At 68.4% G+C, this 17,982-nt stretch carries 12 protein-coding genes; 3 read left to right on the top strand and 9 right to left on the bottom strand.

Annotated features, from left to right (window positions below):
- The 4 genes from KM176_RS20665 to KM176_RS20650 are packed head-to-tail and all read right to left on the bottom strand — an operon-like array spanning position 1 to position 3,965.
- Positions 1–795 carry an ABC transporter permease gene (locus KM176_RS20665; protein ID WP_160896468.1) on the bottom strand — a complete coding sequence of 265 codons (795 nt, stop codon included), beginning with the start codon at positions 793–795 and terminating at the stop codon, positions 1–3.
- Positions 795–1,622, bottom strand: a complete 828-nt coding sequence (locus KM176_RS20660) for an ABC transporter permease (RefSeq protein ID WP_160896467.1) — start codon at positions 1,620–1,622, stop codon at positions 795–797. The genes KM176_RS20665 and KM176_RS20660 overlap by 1 nt, the downstream gene beginning before the upstream one ends.
- 51 nt (positions 1,623–1,673) lie before the next feature.
- A complete protein-coding gene (locus KM176_RS20655; protein WP_160896466.1) occupies positions 1,674–2,816 on the bottom strand; it encodes an extracellular solute-binding protein in 1,143 nt (380 codons plus the stop codon).
- An 18-nt stretch (positions 2,817–2,834) separates the two neighbouring features.
- A complete protein-coding gene (locus KM176_RS20650) occupies positions 2,835–3,965 on the bottom strand; it encodes an ABC transporter ATP-binding protein (protein WP_160896465.1) in 1,131 nt (376 codons plus the stop codon).
- A 105-nt stretch (positions 3,966–4,070) separates the two neighbouring features.
- Between KM176_RS20650 and KM176_RS20645 the strand changes: the two genes are divergently transcribed.
- Entirely contained in the window at positions 4,071–5,066 is a 996-nt protein-coding gene (locus tag KM176_RS20645; RefSeq protein ID WP_311136188.1) for a LacI family DNA-binding transcriptional regulator, read from the top strand.
- Positions 5,063–5,584 (top strand): 2'-5' RNA ligase family protein, encoded by a 522-nt coding sequence (locus KM176_RS20640; RefSeq protein ID WP_160896463.1) that lies wholly within the window; start codon positions 5,063–5,065, stop codon positions 5,582–5,584. The genes KM176_RS20645 and KM176_RS20640 overlap by 4 nt, the downstream gene beginning before the upstream one ends.
- Positions 5,585–5,625: 41 nt before the next feature.
- Here KM176_RS20640 and dsbG read toward each other — a convergent pair whose 3' ends face one another.
- From dsbG to KM176_RS20620, 4 genes are all read right to left on the bottom strand, one after another.
- Positions 5,626–6,480 carry a thiol:disulfide interchange protein DsbG gene (gene dsbG, locus KM176_RS20635; protein WP_160896462.1) on the bottom strand — a complete coding sequence of 285 codons (855 nt, stop codon included), beginning with the start codon at positions 6,478–6,480 and terminating at the stop codon, positions 5,626–5,628.
- A gap of 234 nt (positions 6,481–6,714) precedes the next feature.
- Positions 6,715–8,322 carry a glucan biosynthesis protein gene (locus tag KM176_RS20630; protein WP_160896461.1) on the bottom strand — a complete coding sequence of 536 codons (1,608 nt, stop codon included), beginning with the start codon at positions 8,320–8,322 and terminating at the stop codon, positions 6,715–6,717.
- A gap of 453 nt (positions 8,323–8,775) precedes the next feature.
- Complete coding sequence (locus KM176_RS20625; RefSeq protein ID WP_160896460.1) at positions 8,776–9,492, bottom strand: SDR family NAD(P)-dependent oxidoreductase; 717 nt, start codon at positions 9,490–9,492, stop codon at positions 8,776–8,778.
- Entirely contained in the window at positions 9,489–10,481 is a 993-nt protein-coding gene (locus KM176_RS20620; protein WP_160896459.1) for an aldo/keto reductase, read from the bottom strand. Before KM176_RS20620 ends, KM176_RS20625 begins: the two co-directional genes overlap by 4 nt.
- A gap of 93 nt (positions 10,482–10,574) precedes the next feature.
- Between KM176_RS20620 and KM176_RS20615 the strand changes: the two genes are divergently transcribed.
- Positions 10,575–11,459 carry a LysR family transcriptional regulator gene (locus KM176_RS20615; protein WP_160896458.1) on the top strand — a complete coding sequence of 295 codons (885 nt, stop codon included), beginning with the start codon at positions 10,575–10,577 and terminating at the stop codon, positions 11,457–11,459.
- A 40-nt stretch (positions 11,460–11,499) separates the two neighbouring features.
- Here the strand turns inward: KM176_RS20615 and KM176_RS20605 are convergent, their stop codons facing one another.
- Positions 11,500–17,811 carry a DUF3320 domain-containing protein gene (locus KM176_RS20605; protein WP_160896457.1) on the bottom strand — a complete coding sequence of 2,104 codons (6,312 nt, stop codon included), beginning with the start codon at positions 17,809–17,811 and terminating at the stop codon, positions 11,500–11,502.
- Positions 17,812–17,982: the final 171 nt, after the last annotated feature.

The following is a 17,982-nucleotide window of genomic DNA, read 5'->3' as shown; positions in this document are numbered from 1 at the left end:
TCAGCCGATCCGGGCCAGCACGTCGGCCTTCAGGAAGCGCTCGATCACCAGCATGAAGGCGATCGATGGGACCAGCAGGATCAGCGCCGTGATCGAGGCGATCTGGTAGTTCCCCTCCATCGCGGCATTGTACATCAGCAGCGGCAGCGTGGTGATGTCGGGCACGCCCACGAAGAAGGTGCCGGTGAATTCGTCGAGCGAACTGAGGAAGACGAAGATCGCGCTGGCGATCAGCCCCGGCAGGGCCAGCGGCAGCGACACGGTGCGAAACACCGTCCAGCGCCGGGCGCCCAGGTTGGCGGCGGCTTCTTCCAGTGCCGGATCGACGGCGGCGAAGGCCGCCGAGGCGATCCAGACCGAGAAGACCATGCCCTGCATGGCATGGACCAGCACGACGCCCGCGAAGGTGCCGTTCAGCCCCAGCCCGTAGAAGATCCGAGCGATGTTCATATGCACCGAGATGGACGGAAAGGCCTGCGGCAGCAGGAAGAGGAACAGGAAGGCCATCCGCCAGGGCAGCCGCCCCCGCCCGAGCGCAAGGCCCGCCGGTACTGCCACCGCCAGCGACACCAGCACCGTCAAAGCGGCAATCAGGAGGGAATTCCAAAGCGATGCCATCGCGTTGCCCTGGGGCCGAAAGACCCGCTCCCAGAACGAGAAACCGTAGCTTTGCGGCAGCTTGGCGGGAAAGTACCAGGTCTCGGTGAAGGCCCAGAGCAGCAGGTTGGTGATCGGTCCGAAGATCGCCAGCGCCAGCGCGGCCAGGGCGGTTGCGGTCAGCACGGTGCGCAGCATCAGCGGTTCTCCTTCAGGCCCTGGCGCAGGTAGAACCAGGCGACCAGCCCGGTCATGGCATAGGCGATCAGCCCCAGGGCATTGGCCAGGCCGTAATCGCCATAGGCATTGATGCGCCAGGCCATGTCGACGGTCAGCAGCGTCGGCGTCTGGGCGTTGATCATCATCGGCACCGAGAGCACCGACATCATCGTCACGAAGCTGAGGATCAGCCCGGTGCCGAAGCTGGGCCGGACCTGCGGCAGCACCACGTCCCAGAGCAGCCGCAGCCGCGAGGCGCCGAGGTTGCGCGCGGCCTCGATGGTGGACCGGTCCAGCGCCGCCATGGCGCCGGCCAGCAGCAGCGCCACGAAGGGGGTCTGCTTCCAGACGAAGGTGATCACGATGCCGCGCCAGTCGAGGTAGCTGTGGGTGGTAAAGGGCGTCAGCAGGCCCAGTTCGACCAGGGCGTTGTTCATCATGCCGTTCTTGGCAAGGAAGGTGCGCATCAGCTGCGCGGCCACCACGAAGGGAATGAACAGCGGCCAGCGATAAAGCCAGCGCAGCACCGCCAGGCACCAGCGGTTTTCGCCCAGCGTCAGGTAGCCGGCGATCGCCGCGGCCAGAAACGCCACCAGCAGGGTCGAAAGCCCGACGATGACCAGAGAAAAGACGATATCGGCGGAATAGAATTGCCAGGCGCGCAGGAAATTGCCCGCGCCCCAGCCGCCGCCGTCCTCCTGCCGGAAGGCCGAGACCAGCGAAAAGCCCAGCGGATAGAGGAACAGCGCCGCCATCAGCGCCAGCGCGGGCGCGATCAGCAGCAGGGAAGCCTTGCGAGAGATCATGGGAGGGCCTTCGGAAATGGGGGGCGGCGCCGGGCCGCCCCCGATGCGGTCTCAGTTCGTGACCTGAGTTTCGTACTGTTCCAGCATGTCGGTGAAATAACCGCCCAGCGGGAAGGGCTTGGCGTTCTTCGCAAGGGTCTCGGGGGGGATGTCGGTGAACAGCTTGTCCCAGCTGGCCTGGTCCAGCACGCCCTGCAGGTGGCTGGCGTCGATCCCCGGGTACCAGTTGAACTTCTTCACGATGCCCTCGGCCTGCACCTCGGGAGAGGTCGCAAGCGCGATGAACTTCTTCGCGGCCTCGGCATGGGCGGCCTTGGCGGGGATCGCGTAGTAGTAGGGCTGGCCGGGCATCCCGGGTTCGGGCAGGGTGATCTTCAGGCCCGGGTTCAGGCGGCCGTCCTGCTGCCAGCTGTAGAACATGTCGACCCAGACCGGACCCATGGCGATCTCGCCCCGGTTCAGCATGTCGAGGGTGCCGGCATTGCCGGGCGTGAAGGTGACGGACTGGTCGAAGGTCTTCAGCGCGGCAAAGGCCTTGTCCCAGCCGGCTTCCTGCGCCTTGTCGTAGGGCCCCTTCATCAGCACATCGGCATCACCACCGAAGGCGTAGATCCAGGCGGTGGTGAAGGCCACGCCCGACATGCCGTTCTTGATGCCGTTGTAGCCGAAGGCGCCCTTGTGGGCCTCGGCCCAGTCGCGGATCCCGCTCATCGAAGTGGGGACGTGATCCACCAGCGCCGGGTTGTAGGCGATGGCGGTCTGAGAGATGAACATCGGCATCACGTAGCCGTCGACATCGGTGCCAAGGGCGTTCTTCGCCACGTCGCTGGTGACCAGCTTGCCGGTGTCGATATCGTCACGGTACTTCATCAGAAGCCCGTCCTTGACCATCTCGGCGGTCTTCAGCTGGGCGGTGACGATGACATCGGTGTCCCAGCTGTCCTTGGCCTTCTGGGCGGTCAGCTTTTCCAGGATCGCCTGGCTGCCGGCGTCACCGGGGCCGGTGCCCACGACATTGACGGACCAGCCGGGGTTCTGCGCCTCGAACATCGGGCCCAGATAGTCGGTCACGTAGTCGACCATGTTCTGGCTGCCGCCGGTGGCGACATAGAGCGTGTCTTGCGCCTGGGCGATGCCGGTGCCGGCCAGCGTCAGGGCGAGGGGCAGCAAAGTCTTTGCAATTTGCAGTGCCATGGTGTTTCTCCAACGGGATCAGAGGGTGGGAATGGCAGCCATTGCCGCCTCTTGGCCGGTCACGGACGTCTGGGATCTTGCAGGAAACAGACTAAGCGCCGTGGCCGGTACATGCAGGCCGACCGGGGTGCCGGCCTGATGTCTTTGCGGGGCGTCCACCAGGATTCGGTCGTCTCCGACAGCGATCTCGTGACGATAGGCAGAGCCCAGGTAGAAGGCCGAGACGACCTGCCCAGACAGCGCCAGCGCCGGGCCCGGCGCGGGGCCAAGGCGGGCGGATTCGGCGCGAAACAGGATCTCTGCGGGGCCCTCGGGGGTGCCCTGGGGCGCATGCAGGCCGCCGGTCGGCAGCGTGCCGTTGCCGGTGCGCAGAAGGCCCTGTTCGACCCGCGCCTCCAGCCGGTTGCCAAGGCCCATGAAGCGCGCCACGTAGGGGCTTGCGGGCTGGTGGTAGATCTCTTCGGGGGTGCCGGCCTGGGCAATGCGGCCCTGTTCCAGGATCACCACGCGGTCGGCCATCGACATCGCCTCTTCGCGGTCATGGGTCACCAGGATCGTCGTCAGCCCGAGGCGCTGCTGAAGGGCGCGGATCTCGTGGCGCATGGTGGCACGGATCCCGGCATCGAGGTTCGAGAGCGGCTCGTCCAGCAGCAGCACCGGCGGGTCGATGGCCAGCGCGCGCGCCAGCGCCACCCGCTGGCGCTGCCCGCCGGAAAGATCCTGCACCTTGCGCGCGGTCAGATCGCCCAGCCCCACGAGGGCGGCCATCTCGGCCACCCGGGCGCGGATCTCGGCGCGGGGGCGGCGGCGCAGCTTCAGCCCGTAGGCGATGTTCTGCGCCACGCTCATATGCGGCCAGAGCGCGTAGCTCTGGAACATCATCGCCATGCCGCGGGCCTCGGGGGGCGTGCGGCTCATGTCGGTGCCACCGACGCTGATGCGGCCCGCGCGCACCGGAACGAAGCCCGCCAGAGCCCGCAGGATCGTCGTCTTGCCGCAGCCCGACTGGCCCAGAAGCGCGATGAATTCGCCCGCCCGAACCTCCAGCGACAGGCCCGCGATGACATCGCGCCCGCCATAGCCAAGATGCAGGTCGCTCAGCGAAATGCTGCGGCCAAGGTGCGGCTGGGCTTCGGTTTTCTGGATCATCGCTTCGCCTTCATGAAACTGCCATGGTCATCATGCACACGTGTTCAGATACGGGGCCTGCGTGACAGCGATGTGACGGGCCTGCGACGGGAAGGAGAATTCGACGTGACAGGGGAACGGCGGGTGACGGCGATGGATGTGGCGCGCGGGGCCGGGGTCTCGCGGTCGGCGGTGTCGCGGGCCTTCACGCCCGGCAGCCCGCTGGACGCGGCCAAGCGCAGCCGCATCCTGGCCGTGGCACAGGAGCTGGGCTATCGTCCGAACGTGCTGGCGGCGGGGTTGCAGGGCAAGGGGCGCTCCAACCTGGTGGCGGTGGTGGTGGGGCGGCTGCACAACCATTTCGACAGCGATTTCCAGGCCATCCTGATGGAGGGGCTGGCGCGGCGCGGCAAGTGGCCGCTGGTGGTCGCGGGCGACCCCGAGATGATCGAGGCCGATATCCTGAACGTGCTGGGGTTCCCGCTGGATGCGCTGATCGTGCGCGGCGGGTCGGTCAGCGCGCCGGTGGTGGATTATTGCGCCAAGCTGGGCATCCCGCTGGTGGTCTCGGGGCGGGTGATGGCGGCCCCTCGGGTGGATTGCGTCTGTGGCGACAATGCCGGGGGGGCACATCTGGCGGTGGCGGCATTGCAGGCGCGCGGACGGCGCCGCATCGCCTATCTGGGCGGCCCGCCGCAGCTTTTCTCGGATCAGGAGCGGCGGGCGGGCTTTCAGGCGGCGATGGCCGGGGCCGGGCTGGTTCCCGTGGCCGAGGACAGCGCCGATTACAGTTTCGAGGGCGGGCAGGCCGCCGCCCTGCGGCTGCTGGCGCGCGCCCCCGGTCTGGACGGGCTGTTCTGCGGCAATGATGCCATGGCGCTTGGCGCCATCGCGGCGCTGCGCGACCAGGGGCGCCGCGTGCCGCAGGACATCTCGGTTATCGGGTTCGACGACATTTCCATCGCGCCCTGGCCCGGCATCGACCTTTCAACCCTGCGCAATGATGCCGCCGCCACGGTGGCCGAGCTGCTACGCCTTCTGGAAACCCGGCTGGAGGATCCCTCCGGCCCTGCGCGGGTGGTGCGCATTCCCACCCGTTTCATCGCAAGGAATACCCATTGAATACGACGTCCCTGGTCTCTGTCTGGCTGGCCCCCGCCGATCCCGAAGCCACGGCCCTTCAGGCCGAGATCGACCGTATCGCCGGCATCACCGGGACCGAGGCTTTCCGCCCCCATGTCACCCTGTTGGGGGATATCGCGGTGCCGCGCGCGCGGCTGTCGCAGGTGCTGCGGGATCTGGCGCGGTTGCCTGCGCCGGGGCCTTTGGTCCGCGATCTAGCGGGCGAGGCGACACGCTTTCGGGCGCTCTATCTGGATCTGGCCCCCTGCGCGGGGCTTGCGGCCCTGCGGCAGCGGCTGGAGGCCGCCCTGCCGGAGGTCGCCCTCAGCGATGCCTTCCGCCCGCATCTGTCGCTGGGATACGGCAACAAGGCCCATGCCCGGCTGGGCACGGAGCGCGAAAACCTGAAGGGGTGGACGGGAAAGGCGCTGCGGCTCGGGGCGGTGCAGCTGGTGCGCTCGGCACAGGATGTGCCGGTGGCGGACTGGCAGGTGCTGGAAAGCCACCCGCTGGGATGAGGATCCGCGCCCGGGACAGTGCCCCCGGGCGCGGGCATTCTTCAGCCGTCGATCTGGGCCAGCAGGCCGTCGATGTCCGGATCATAGCCGCCGACATCGGCGATCTTGCCGTCCTTGCCCTTGTAGAGCAGGTAGGGCGTGCCCTTGATGCCCTGCGCCTGCATCCAGGCGTTGTTGGCCTTGACGGCGGCCACGGCGGCCTCGTCCGAGGTGTCGCCCTTGATGCTGCCCTCTTCCTGGGCTTCGTCGAACTTGCTTTCGTCCTCGGCCAGGGCTGCGGCGGGGTCCTTGGCGGCCATGATCGCCGCCGCCTTGCCAAGCGAGCTTTGCTTCAGGAAGCCGGCCTGGATGATGTGGACCTTGACCTTGCCGGCCTCGACCGCCGGTTTCAGGTCGTCATAGGTCTTGTGGCAGTAGATGCAGTTCGGGTCGAACAGGATCCACAGCTCCTTGGGGGCGTCTTCCTTGCCCCAGACATAGCTTTTGGTCTTGTCGAGGGTGGCAAAGTTCTCGGCGGCGGAGGGCGGCTGGGGCAGCACGCTCTGGCTGGCCAGCTGCGTGGTGTTCTGCCCGTCGCTGTCGATGATCATGCCCTGCATCAGGTATTTGCCGTCGGCAGAGGCGTAAAGGATGGTGTCCTTGTTCGGACCCAGTTCGATGCCCAGGCCGATCAGGCCGGCGGGCGCCTTGAAGGCCTTGAGGATCTTGGCCTTGCCGCCGGTCAGCTTGTCGACGGTGGCCTTGACCGGCGCGGGCACGTCGATGGTCTCGACCTGCGGGGCGGCGGCGGGGGCGGCGCTCTGGGCCAGTGCGGGGCCGGCAGCCAGGCCCGCGGCCAGGATCAGGGGAAGCGCGGCCAGGCGCAGGCCGCGGCCTGCGGAGGGAAGTTTCGCCATGGGAGTCGTCTTTCGTGTTTGTCCGGAACGCCCGCCGGGCGGGCTTGGCCCCGGTTGTGCTGGCCGGGGCTCCGGGTGTGCAATGCACATTCCTTTGATCACGCCCTGCACGGGGTGTTTGGGCGCCGTGCCGCGCGGATACCGCTGCGGCAGGGCCGAAGGACTGTGCGGGGCCTGCCGCCCGGGGGCGGCAGGAAGAGGCCCGCGCCGGATCTGGCGCGGGCCGATGGGCGATCAGTCGAAGGCCCAGTCGGACCGGAACTGATAAAGCCAGGTCTCGGTCAGCGGCTTGCCGTCCAGCGCCATGTACATGCGCAGGTCGGTCAGCTGGCCCTCTTCCAGCGCCAGGTCGAAGTTCGCCCGCCAGATGTTGCCGTTGGGCACCGGCTCGGCGAAGGTGCGGCTGACCGTGCCGTTGGAGGCGGTGACCATCACGTCCGGGAAGACGCCGTAGGGGATCTGCTTCATCACCTCGGGGCGGTCGAATTCCACCGCGAAGTGATAGACCCCGGCGGGACGCGGGTGGCCGGGCTGGCCGCCGCGCCCGATCCGCGTGGCGCGGGTCTGGGCGATGTTGGTGGCCGGGAAGGGCTCCGTGTTCTGCCAATACAGACGGTAGTGCAGATCGTAGCTGTTGCCCTTGACCGAGGGGGCCTCGGGCACCCAGAAGGCGCCGATATTGTCGTTGATCTCGTCGTCGGTGGGGATTTCCATCAGCTGCACGGCGCCCTTGCCCAGCGGCGCCAGCGGCTCCACCCAGAGCGAGGGGCGGCGGTCGTAGAAGACCCCGTCCTGGTAGTGATCGAAGTTGCGGTCGCGCTGCGACAGGCCGAAGCCGCGCGGGTTCTCGTCACCAAAGGCGGCGACGCGGGTCGCATCTGGGTTGTTCAGCGGACGCCAGATCCGCTCTCCGGTGCCGCTCCACATCGACAGGCCGTCGGAATCGTGGACCTCGGGGCGCCAGTCGATCAGCCGGTCGCGGCCGTATTCGCTGAACCAGAACATCGAGGTCATCGGCATCAGGCCCAGGCGCTCGACATCCTCGCGCAGGAAGACCTTGGCCTCGACCTCCATGATCACGCCCTTGGTGCGGTCCAGACCGCGGGTCATCTTGATGCGGTAGGCGCCGGTGACGCTGGGCCCGTCCAGCAGCGCATGGACCGTGACCGGGCTGTCGGGGGTGCCGCCGGGCTGCTGCTCGATGTAGAATTCCTTGAAGTCGGGGAATTCCTCGGGGCCGTCGGGGATCGCGGCATTGATCACGATGCCACGCGCCGAGAGGCCGTACTGGCCATCCGCTCCGATGGCGCGGAAGTAGCTGGCGCCCTGGAAGGCAACCCAGTCCTGCTTGGTCCAGTCGTCCTCGGTGTACCATTCCTGCAGGCGGAAACCGGCAAAGCCCGCATCCGAAGGCAGCTTGCGCGCCGGGTTGTCCGCCGGCATGTCGAAGAGCGCGGGGTTGTAATGCACTTCGCTGCTCTGGCCGTTCTCGACCACGAACATGCGCACCCGCTTGGGCGCGTACATGCCGAGCGGGAAGAATTCGAGCGGATAGCCCTTCACGTCACCGGTGTCGGGCTGGCCCGAGAAGCGCGCGGTGGCGGTGTGGAACTTCAGCTCGCCGTGGCGCTGGTAATTGATCTGCTGGACGATCTCGGGATCGGGCATCATCGGCGGCTCGTAGGGCGCCTGGGCCATGTCCTTGGCGCGCTGGATCAGCGCGTCGAAGCTGAAGGGGGCGGCGGCGTCCTGGGCCTGCTGCGCGCGCAGGGGCAGGGCCGGCAGCATCAGACCGCCGGCCAGAAGGGTCGCACTGCGCAGGAGCGTTCGTCTGTTCATCATGTCGGTGTGGTTTCCGGCTTTTCACAAGGATGTAACTCTGGCCCAATACCTAGGGCGGGCCGAGCGAAATACTCAAGATCCCTCATCGCCGGGGAAGCGGGAAACCTTTCTGAAACACCTAAAGGTTGATCATTTCCGTCCCCAGGACCGGCCCGGCATGGCGGATTGATGCCAGAGGGCTTGCCCCCGGCGATCTCCAGGAGGGCTTGCCGCAGTGCGGCGATACGGCGCGGTGCGCCACTGAATTGCGGCATGTGCGGCCCCGGCGCAGTCCCGGAGGCATATGGAAACGGCAAATTTCCGCCTCGGCGCCCCGCTGCTGCATATTCAACGTAGGATTGCGGACTTTGGGGCGCCCGGGAAATGGGCGACGGCGCCCTGGGCGCGGCAGAACCCGCCGGGGCGGGCCGGTTCTGCCGCGATCGCAGGGCGTGCCAGATAGCGGACCGCCGCTCAGCGCATCAGCATCCCGCCGTCGACCGCGTACTGGCTGCCGGTGACATAGGCCGAGGCGTCGGAGAGCAGGAACAGCGCGACCTCGGCGGCTTCCTCGGGCAGGCCGGGGCGGCCCAGCGGAACGGCGGCCATCACGGCGGCCTCGAACCCCGCGCGGAGCGCCGGATCAAGGGCATCGCGAAAGGCGGTGGCGACGGGGCCGGGCACCAGGGCGTTGACCCGGATGCCCCGGGGCGCCATCGCCCGCGCCCAGGAGCGCACCGCAGCGATCAGCCCGGCCTTGCTGGCACCGTAGAGCGCGGTGTCCGCCGCGCCCTCGTAGGCGCTGCTGGAGGCCGTCACCACCACCGAGGCGCCGGGCCGCAGCTGCCCCTGAAGCCGGGCGAATTGCAGCATCGGCCCGCGCAGGTTCAGCGCGATCAGCCGGTCGAACCCCTCGGGCGTCAGGGCTTCGGGGGGCGCGACCTCGGCCCGGGCGGCATTCAGCCAGAGCCCGTCCAGCGCCCCGGCCCGCGCGGCCAGGGCGATCCCGGTGTCGGGATCGGCGGCGTCATCCGCCAGCACCTCCACCCCGGGGCCGAGGTCGGGAAGGTCGGGCCCGCGCCCGGTGACCAGCACTGTGCCACCCGCATCGCGGATCGCCCGCGCCCCGGCTCGCCCGATCCCCCGCGTGCCGCCGGTGATCAGGATGCGCTTGCCGGCAAAGCGGCTCATTTCGACATCGCCTCAAAGCGCATCGGGTAGCGTTCTCCGACGATGCGTTCCGGCGCGAAGGTGTCGGACAGGCGGTGCAGCGCGGCTTTGGGCAGGGAGAGGGCGGCGGCGGCGACGTTCTGCTCCAGATGCGGCAGGGTGCGGGCGCCGGGGATCGGCGTGATGTCATCGCCCTGTGCCAGCACCCAGGCCAGCGCCACCTGGGCGGTGCTGACGCCCAGATCCTGCGCGATCTCCTCGATCACCGCCACGAGGCGGTGGTTCTGCGCGGCCATCTCGGGCTGGAAGCGGGGCAGCTGGTGGCGGAAGTCATCCGCCGGCAGCGCCGCCGCATCGCGGATCGTGCCGGTCAGGAAACCGCGCCCCAGCGGGCTGAAGGGCACGAAGCCCACGCCCAGTTCCCGGCAGGTCTCCAGAACGCCATTGCCCTCGACCTCGCGGCTCCAGAGGGAATATTCGCTTTGCAGTGCAGCGATCGGATGGGTGGCATGGGCGCGGCGCAGCGTCTCGGCCGGAACTTCCGACAGGCCGAGCGCGCGCACCTTGCCCTCTTCGACCAGCCGGGCCATGGCGCCCACGGTTTCCTCGATGGGCACGTTCGGATCGGCCCGGTGCAGGTAATACAGGTCGATCACCTCGGTCCCGAGCCGCTTCAGCGAAGCTTCGGCTACCGCGCGGGCATTGGCGGGGCTGCCATCGGTGCCGGTGATCTCTCCGAAATCGGTGCGGGCGCGGTTGTAGGTGAAGCCGAACTTGGTCGCGATCACCACCCGGTCGCGGAAGGGCTTAAGCGCGCGGCCCAGCAGGACCTCGTTGCGGTGCGGCCCGTAGACTTCGGCGGTGTCGAAGAAGGTGACGCCCAGCTCCACCGCGCGCTGCAGCGTGCGCTCCGAGGTGGCCTCGTCCTGGACACCATAGGCCTGGCTCAGGCCCATGCAGCCCAGCCCCAGGGCGGAAACGGTCAGCGGGCCAAGAGTACGTTTGATCATGGGGATCTCCTTTTCTGTGCCCCCGGGATAGCGCCGCAGCGTTGTTAAGATAATCCGTGCAAATCTGATCGGGTCGTTCTAGAAAACCGCACAATGGATCGCGTACATCTTTCCCGCCTCGTGGTGTTCCGCGCCGTTGCCGATTGCGGCAGCTTTCGCGGTGCCGCCGACCGGCTGGCGATCGCCCCCTCGGCGGTCAGCCAGGCCGTTGCGCTGCTGGAAGAGGGGCTGGGCGTGCGCCTGCTGGCCCGCACCACCCGCCGGACCCGCCCCACGGAGGAAGGCGCGCGGCTGCTGGAACGGGTGGCGCCGCTGCTGGATGCGCTGTCGGAGGCGATGGCAGAGGTGGCCGAACGCCCCGAGGTGCCCTCGGGCCCGTTGCGCATCACCATGCCGCTGCTGGCCGCGGATGAGGTGGTGATGCGCCGCCTGCCGGATTTCTGCGCCCGCTACCCCGAGATCGAGCTTGAGGTGCGCACGTCGGACCGGTTCGAGGATATCGTCGAAAGCGGCTGCGATGCCGGTCTGCGACTGGGCGAAAGCCTTGAGGCCGACATGATCGCGGTGCGCGCCAGCGGGCCGCGCCGGGGGGTGATCGTCGGCGCCCCGGCCTATTTCGCCCGCCATCCCGCTCCGCAGGTGCCGCGCGATCTGGCGCAGCACCGCTGCATTCGCCGCCGCTTCGACAGTGGCCGGATCTACCGCTGGGAGCTGGAGAAGGACGGACGCGCGCTCAGCGTCGATGTCACCGGCCCGCTGATCCTGCCCCAGCAGGAGCTGATCCGCCATGCGGCGCTGAAGGGGCTGGGTCTGGCCTTCGTCTTCGAGGACGTGGTGGAGGAAGACCTGCGCGCGGGCCGCCTGATCGCGGTGATGCAGGACTGGTGCCCGCCCTTTGATGGCTTCTACATCTACTACCCGTCGCGCCGCCAGATGCGGCCCGCACTGCGCGCCTTCATCGACTTCTTCCGGGTCTGAAGCCCCGGGCGCGACCCTCGCCGCGCCCGGGATCCTGGGGTCAGGGCCGGAAGTCCGGCAGGACGCCTTCGGCGCGCAGCACGACTTCGGCGGCGGCGCGGGCGTCCTCTCCGGCATCGTGGTGATCAAAGCTCAGCCCCAAATGCGTCTTGAGAGAGGCGAGCCCATGTCCGCCATTTCCGGTCAGCTCGGGCCAGGCGTTGCGCGCGACGGTGACGCTGTTCTGCCAGATCCAGCCCGGTTCCTCGGCGCCGGCGGCCTCGGCGGCGGCGCGCACGGCGCTGCGGTCGAACCCGGAATGCTGGTAGATCGTCAGCCGCTTCAGCGCGCTGTCCAGCAGCGGCAGCAGGGTGGCGAAATCCGGGGCCCCCGCCACCGTCGCCCCCGAGATCCCGTGCAGCCCGGTGAAATCCCAGCGGGAGGTCTTTGGGTCGACATAGGTCGTCCAGGTCTCGATCGTGTTGTCGGGACGCACGCAGGCCACGCCGATCTGGCAGATGCTGGCGCGGTCGTGGTTCGCAGTCTCGACATCAAGGGCGACAAAGCGGAACGGGCCGGTCGGGAAGGGCGTGCCGGGCCAGTCCAGATCCGCCACGGGATCGGGCAGGTCATCGGCGCCGGTGCTCTGGCACCACGCGATGCAGCTCTCAAGATAGCTGCGCGCCTCGGCCGAAAGGCGTCCGACACCGGCCAGTCGGGCCAGTTCCAGCGTCGGATCGGAGCCGGTGCCCAGGGCTTTGGCGTGGCCGTGCCAGAGGTCGGCGATCTCGGCGCGGGAAATGTCGCGCAGGCCGCGATCCAGGCCGGGGCGGAAGGCGATCCGCTCGCTCAGCGTGCCGGGGCTCCACAGGAAGGTCACCTCGCCCTCGGGGTGCTGTTCCACCAGATCCAGCGCCTGCTCGACCCGCTCCGAGATCCGCTTGCCCAGACACTGCCAGCCATGCAGCGCGGCGATCCGCCGGGTCAGCAGCAACAGCGGCATCGGGCCTTCGCGGTCGACGATCCCGGCGATCAGCGTGCAGAGCCGGGGCAGGTAGTCGCGATCAAAGAAACGGTCGGCCTCTGCTTCCGTCTCCGCCGGACTGTCCATGGGCGCGGGTTCGGTCGGTTCCTCGGGGGGATGCTCCCATTGCGCGCGGGCCTCGGCCTTGGCGCGTTCGGCTTCGGCCCGGGCGGCGCGGTCGGCCTCCAGATGGTCGCTCAGGGTTTCGTGCAGCCGCTCTGCCACGGCGTCGGGCGTCTTGAACCAGTCGGTCGACCAGACCCGGAAGATCGCCCAGCCGAGGTTTTCCAGCACCGCCTGGCGCACCTTGTCGCGATCGCGCGCGGTGGCCGAGCTGTGATAGCTCGCGCCGTCGCATTCGACCCCGGCCAGGTAGACCCCGGCATGATCGGGGTGCACGACGCCCAGGTCGATGCGGAACCCCGAAACGCCGATCTGCGGACGGATCTGCCAGCCGCGGGCCTCAAGCGCCGCCTTGATGGCGCCTTCGAAGACATTCTCCACCGGCCCGAGGGACCCCTCGTCCTGTGCCGGCAGCGCCACCGGGCCGCGTGCCGCGAAATCGAGGAAGGCCTTCAGGTGCTGCACCCCAAGCGCCCGTGTCCGGCTGAGGTCGATCTGGTCGGCCCGCACGGAGGCGAAGACATGCAGTTCCTGGCGGGCCCGGGTCACCGCGACGTTCAGGCGCTTTTCGCCCCCCGTGCTGTTGAGCGCGCCGAAGACCATCGACAGCTTGCCCGCCGGATCGGGGCCGAAGGTGATCGAGAACAGCATGACATCGCGTTCGTCCCCTTGGATGTTTTCCAGGTTCTTGACGATGACAGGTTCTTCCCGAGAATCCTCGAAAAACCATTCCAGATCGGGATTTGCGCGGCGTTCTTCATCCAGAAGGTCAAGGATCAGCCCCTGCTGTTCCGCGTTGAAGGTGATGACGCCCAGGGTCGGACGCTCCCCCTCCGGCAGGCCCAGCCAGTCCAGCAGCCGGCGCACGGTGTGGCGCACGATGGCGCGGGCCTCGTCGGCATTGGTGCGACCCTGGCCGCGCCCGTAGGTGCCGTCGATCTGGTGCAGCTTGACCGCCTCGGAGGCGGTGTGCGGCGAGGGGAAGGTGACCAGCCGGCCATCGTAGTAATGCCAGTTCGAGAAGGCGATCAGCGCCTCGTCGCGGCTGCGGTAATGCCAGTTCAGCTGCTGGGTCGGGATCCCGGCCGAGGCAACCTCGTCAAGGATCGAGGCCAGGTCGCGCTCGGTCTCGGGCAGGTCTTCCTCGGTCTCGTCGGTGCGGCCGAAGAAATTGGTCGGCGGCAGCTGCTTGGGGTCGCCGACGATGATCGCCTGACGGCCCCGCGCGATGGCGCCGACGGCATCCCAGGTGGTGATCTGGGAGGCTTCGTCGAAGATCACCACGTCGAAGGCGGCCTGTCCGGCGGGCAGGTACTGCGCCACCGAAAGCGGCGACATCAGCACGCAGGGCGCCAGCCGGGTGAAGGTGTCGGGCATTTCCTGGATCAGGCTGCGGATCGGCATGCTCGGCCGTTGCAGCCCCAGCTGATGGCGCAGCGTCCCCAGCTCAGAGCGTTTCGGAACGCTGTCACGCGCCGGCAGCCCGTGGCGGATGCGGCGCAGCACCTGGGCGGCGGCCATCTCGGTCGCGCGGGTGTCGAGGGCGCGGAAGCGGCGTACCGCATCCTCGTGCGCCCAATGGGAAAAACCGCGCAGGCAGGGTTCGGCATCCATCGCCTGGGGCAGCCACCAGGCGGTATAGGCGGCGGCGAAGGCCTCGGGCGCGGCGCTGGACAGGCGGTTGTCCTCCAGCGCCTCGACCAGCGGGGTCAGGCCAGAGGCCCGGGCGCGGGCGCGCACGGCGCTCCAGCGGGTCCAGTCGGTCAGGTGATCGCGGTTTGCCAGCGTGTCGGCCAGCGCCTGGGCCATTTCGCTCAGGCCGATGTCGGCGGGGTCGCGCCCGGCGGTGTCGGCAAAGGCACTGGCGGCGCGGATCCAGTCGGCATGGCTTGCGGCAAAGGCCTGACGCGCGGTGCTCAGCGCGGGATGGCTGCCGGTGGCGATGCGGGTCCGGGTCTGTTCCCAGAGCGCGGGATCCCCGACGGCGGGCGCCAGGGCGTCCAGCACCTGTGCCAGATCCCGCGCGGCACCCAGCCAGCGGCTCAGACGCTCGGGATCTGTTTCGGCGCCTTCGGTCACCGGGCAATCGGCCAGGACGGAGTCCGCGATCTGGCCGCGCAGGCGCTGTGCCTCCTGCAGGGCGGCAATGTCGCGCGCCGGATCGGCGGAACCGGAAAGCGCATAGGTTTGCAGCAACTTGCGCACCGAACCTTCTGCAAAGGACGAGAAGGGCCAGATCTTCGTCTGGGCCTGCCGCCAATCCATGTCCAGCCGTTCCAGCGGGATCGAGGCCAGCCGGTCCATCGGATAGCGGGCGGCAAGGCCGCTCTCGGCGCTGTGGCAGGCCTTCAGCAGGTCGTGGAAGTCCTCTCCGGCGCGGGTCAGCTGCGCCACGTCCCGTTCCAGCGCCCAGCTCAGGTCCTCGGGGGGATCGCTCAGCACGGCAAGGGCGCGCAGCGGCGCCAGGGATTCGACGCTGGCCTCGGGGTCATGGGTCAGCCCGGTCAGCCCGGAAAGCGTCGCGGCGGCCTGGCGCAGGGCTTCGGTGGCGCGGGCCAGTTCGGCGGTCTGGTCCAGCAGGGCGGCCTGCCAGGCGAAGGACCAGTCCTCGGCGGTGATCAGCGGCAGCGGCGCGCGGGCCGAGACGATCTCGTGGCAGCGGGCCAGATCCTGTGCCAGCCGGAGCAGCGCGCCATAGGTTTCCGCATCGTGGCAGTCCTTGTGGGCGAAGCGCAGGGAGAAGGGCGCGGCGCCGCCGGCAGTGCGCCCGATGGCCTGGAAGACGCTGAAGCCCTGGGTGCCGGGACGATGCAGCGCGTTCACATAGGTGTTCAGCTGGTCGCGGGTGACGGACAGACCCTCGGTGACGCGGATCCATTCTCCTTCAGAGCTGTCCGAAGCGCGATCCCAGCTGCGGCCCAGCTGGTCCAGCACCGACTTGCGGTCGGCCTTGCTGGAATGCAGCTCCAGCACCGCATCGGCCAGCCCGTTGGCCGAGAGACGCCGGTGCACCACGTCGAGCGCGGCCGATTTCTCGGCCACGAAGAGCACGGTTTTCCCGACCGCGAGGCATTGCGAGATGATGTTGGCGATGGTCTGGCTCTTGCCGGTGCCGGGCGGGCCGATCAGCACGAAGTCGTGGCCCTCCTGCGCGGCAAGCACGGCGGACAGCTGCGAGGAATCCGCCGGCAGCGGCGTGAACAGGTCCTTCGGCGCGATGCGGCGGTCCACGTCGACGGGCTGCGGCAGGCCGGGGGTGCCTTCGGCCAGGAAGGGTTCGGTCGGGTTGTCGACCAGGTGGCGCACCAGCCGGCTTTCGCGCAGGCTGTCGGTGCGATCGACAAGATCCTTCCACATCAGGAACTTGGCGAAAGAGAAGGTCGAAAGGGCCAGATCCTCGACCACTTCGAACCCGGCAACGTCGCGCACGCGGCGGCGCAGGATGTCGAAGATGCGCGGCAGGTCGTAGCCGCTGTCGTCGCGCGGCAGATCGCCCTCCAGCTCGGGGATCTTCAGGTCGAAGTCGCGCTTGAGGAATTCCAGCAGCGTGGCGTTGAAGCGCACGTCATCCTCATGGGTCTCCAGCAGGAAATCGGATTGGGCGGAACGCCGGGTCAGCTTGACCGGGATCAGCAGAAGCGGTGCGCGGTAGCTGCGGGTATCCCCCTCGGTTTTCTTCCAGCGCAGGAAGCCTGCGGCAAGGAAAAGCGTATTGGTTCCACCCTCTTGCTGGTCACTCTTCGCGCGACGGTAGAGCTCTAGCAGGCGGTTCGCAGTGTCGCGGCCGGTCAGCGGCACGGCGATCTGGCCGCGCGCAAAGGCGTCACGGGCGACCTCTTCCAGGATCTGCGGCTCCTGGCTGGCCAGCAGGTCGCGGTTGCCCAGCGGGTCCTCGTCCTTCAGCGGCAGGGCGCGGAACTTGTGCCCGTCCGCCAGCTTGTCCTCCAGCGCGGACACATCCGGGCAGAGCAGTGGCAGGGTCTGTTTCGTGTCGCGGAAGTTCAGCAGCCGGTTGCGCAGCGACAGGTCCAGCAGCTTGCGTTGCCAGCGCGAAAACCGGTCATCGGCGGTGGCGGGCTCTTCCTCGATCAGCTCTCCGGGCAGCGCGCCCAGATCCAGCGGGCGCGGCAGCGCGGCGGGGCTGGCCGCGATCTCCTCGACCGTCTCGTCCTCGGCGATGCGGTGGCTGGCCAGGGGGCGGATGCGGGCGGCACGGGCACGGCGGATGTCGACCGCCAGGCGGAAGTTGTGCTCATTGCGCTCGGCGGTCAATTCGCGTGCAACCGCAACGGCTTCCTCGAAGCCGACAGAGGGGCGCCGGGTCAAGAGCGTGGTCTCGAGCATCACGAATTCGCGGGCATCGACGGCCTTGCGCACGCTCATGACGTCGGGCTCGGTGACGGAACCGAAGTCGCGCGGCTCCAGCCAGACGCCGGTCCAGGCGTGATCTTCCGAGAACAGGATGACCGGGTTCAGCCCGGCGGCCTCGAAACAGGCGGCCAGCAGCAGCGCGCTGTCGAGGCAGGTCGCAAGCCCCTCGGCATGGATGCGGCCCGGGTCGCGGATCTTCTGGCCGCGTTCCTCGAAGGAGGCAGGCGGCACCGCATAGGTCAGCCCGAGGCCCGTCGCCGCCGACCAGATCGCCCCGGCCAGCATCCAGGCGCGCCCCGGATCACGGCTGAGGTAGCCATCGATGGCGCCGCTGTGCCCGCCGGCTTCCAGCAGGCGCCCGGCCTCTTTCAGCAGCGCCGCCACCACCGCGTCGTTCGGAGAGACATGGGCAGCGAGCAGATGTGCCATCTCGCCGATGCCGCCCCATTCGTCGCGGGCCAGCATCTCGATCGGGCGGGTTTCCTCGAAGAGGATGTGATCCTCATGCGTGACCTTAAGATGCAGACGGCCCTGTTCCGCCTCGTTCAGACCGCCCAGCAGGGCGGTGTCGACCGGGGTTTCCAGATCGGTGATCTGGCGGCTGTCCCCCGGTGCCAGCCGGTCCAGCGTCCAGGTCCGGGGCCGGATCAGCGCCGGGGTGCTGTCGAGCGTGACTTCCAGACCCTCCAGCGCTTCGGTGCCGGAATTGGTCAGGCAGAGCGACTGGAGAACCGAGACCCCGTTCTGCGACGAGGCGAAATTCACCCTGGCGGTGGTCGCGAAGGCGACCTCCAGGCGCAGGTCCGTCTTTTGGTCCTGGTCCGGGCTGGGGGTGTCGAATGCGGTGTCGTCCAAGATCAATGCCCTGTCATAAGTCAATGTAAATGCAACACATGATTGGATCGAGCCAGGAAAGGCGCCGCGCCGGGGTGCATCGTGAATACGGTTTCCGGTTCCCCTTTTGTGCCTCTATGGACGAGGCCGCAAGAGGCGATTCTTGCCCATGGTGTCACAAATCCGGTGCCC

Origin of the sequence: Pseudooceanicola endophyticus, assembly GCF_018760365.1 — a bacterium.
Lineage (GTDB): Bacteria > Pseudomonadota > Alphaproteobacteria > Rhodobacterales > Rhodobacteraceae > Pseudooceanicola > Pseudooceanicola endophyticus.
This window is presented reverse-complemented; position numbering and strand designations above follow the sequence as displayed.

What these genes read in the sequence shown, in the direction of transcription:
- KM176_RS20665 (WP_160896468.1), bottom strand. Translation starts at nt 795, where the DNA reads ATGCTGCGCACCGTGCTGACCGCAACCGCCCTGGCCGCGCTGGCGCTG.
- KM176_RS20660 (WP_160896467.1), bottom strand. Translation starts at nt 1,622, where the DNA reads ATGATCTCTCGCAAGGCTTCCCTGCTGCTGATCGCGCCCGCGCTGGCG.
- KM176_RS20655 (WP_160896466.1), bottom strand. Translation starts at nt 2,816, where the DNA reads ATGGCACTGCAAATTGCAAAGACTTTGCTGCCCCTCGCCCTGACGCTG.
- KM176_RS20650 (WP_160896465.1), bottom strand. Translation starts at nt 3,965, where the DNA reads ATGATCCAGAAAACCGAAGCCCAGCCGCACCTTGGCCGCAGCATTTCG.
- dsbG (WP_160896462.1), bottom strand. Translation starts at nt 6,480, where the DNA reads ATGGCGAAACTTCCCTCCGCAGGCCGCGGCCTGCGCCTGGCCGCGCTT.
- KM176_RS20630 (WP_160896461.1), bottom strand. Translation starts at nt 8,322, where the DNA reads ATGATGAACAGACGAACGCTCCTGCGCAGTGCGACCCTTCTGGCCGGC.
- KM176_RS20625 (WP_160896460.1), bottom strand. Translation starts at nt 9,492, where the DNA reads ATGAGCCGCTTTGCCGGCAAGCGCATCCTGATCACCGGCGGCACGCGG.
- KM176_RS20620 (WP_160896459.1), bottom strand. Translation starts at nt 10,481, where the DNA reads ATGATCAAACGTACTCTTGGCCCGCTGACCGTTTCCGCCCTGGGGCTG.
- KM176_RS20615 (WP_160896458.1), top strand. Translation starts at nt 10,575, where the DNA reads ATGGATCGCGTACATCTTTCCCGCCTCGTGGTGTTCCGCGCCGTTGCC.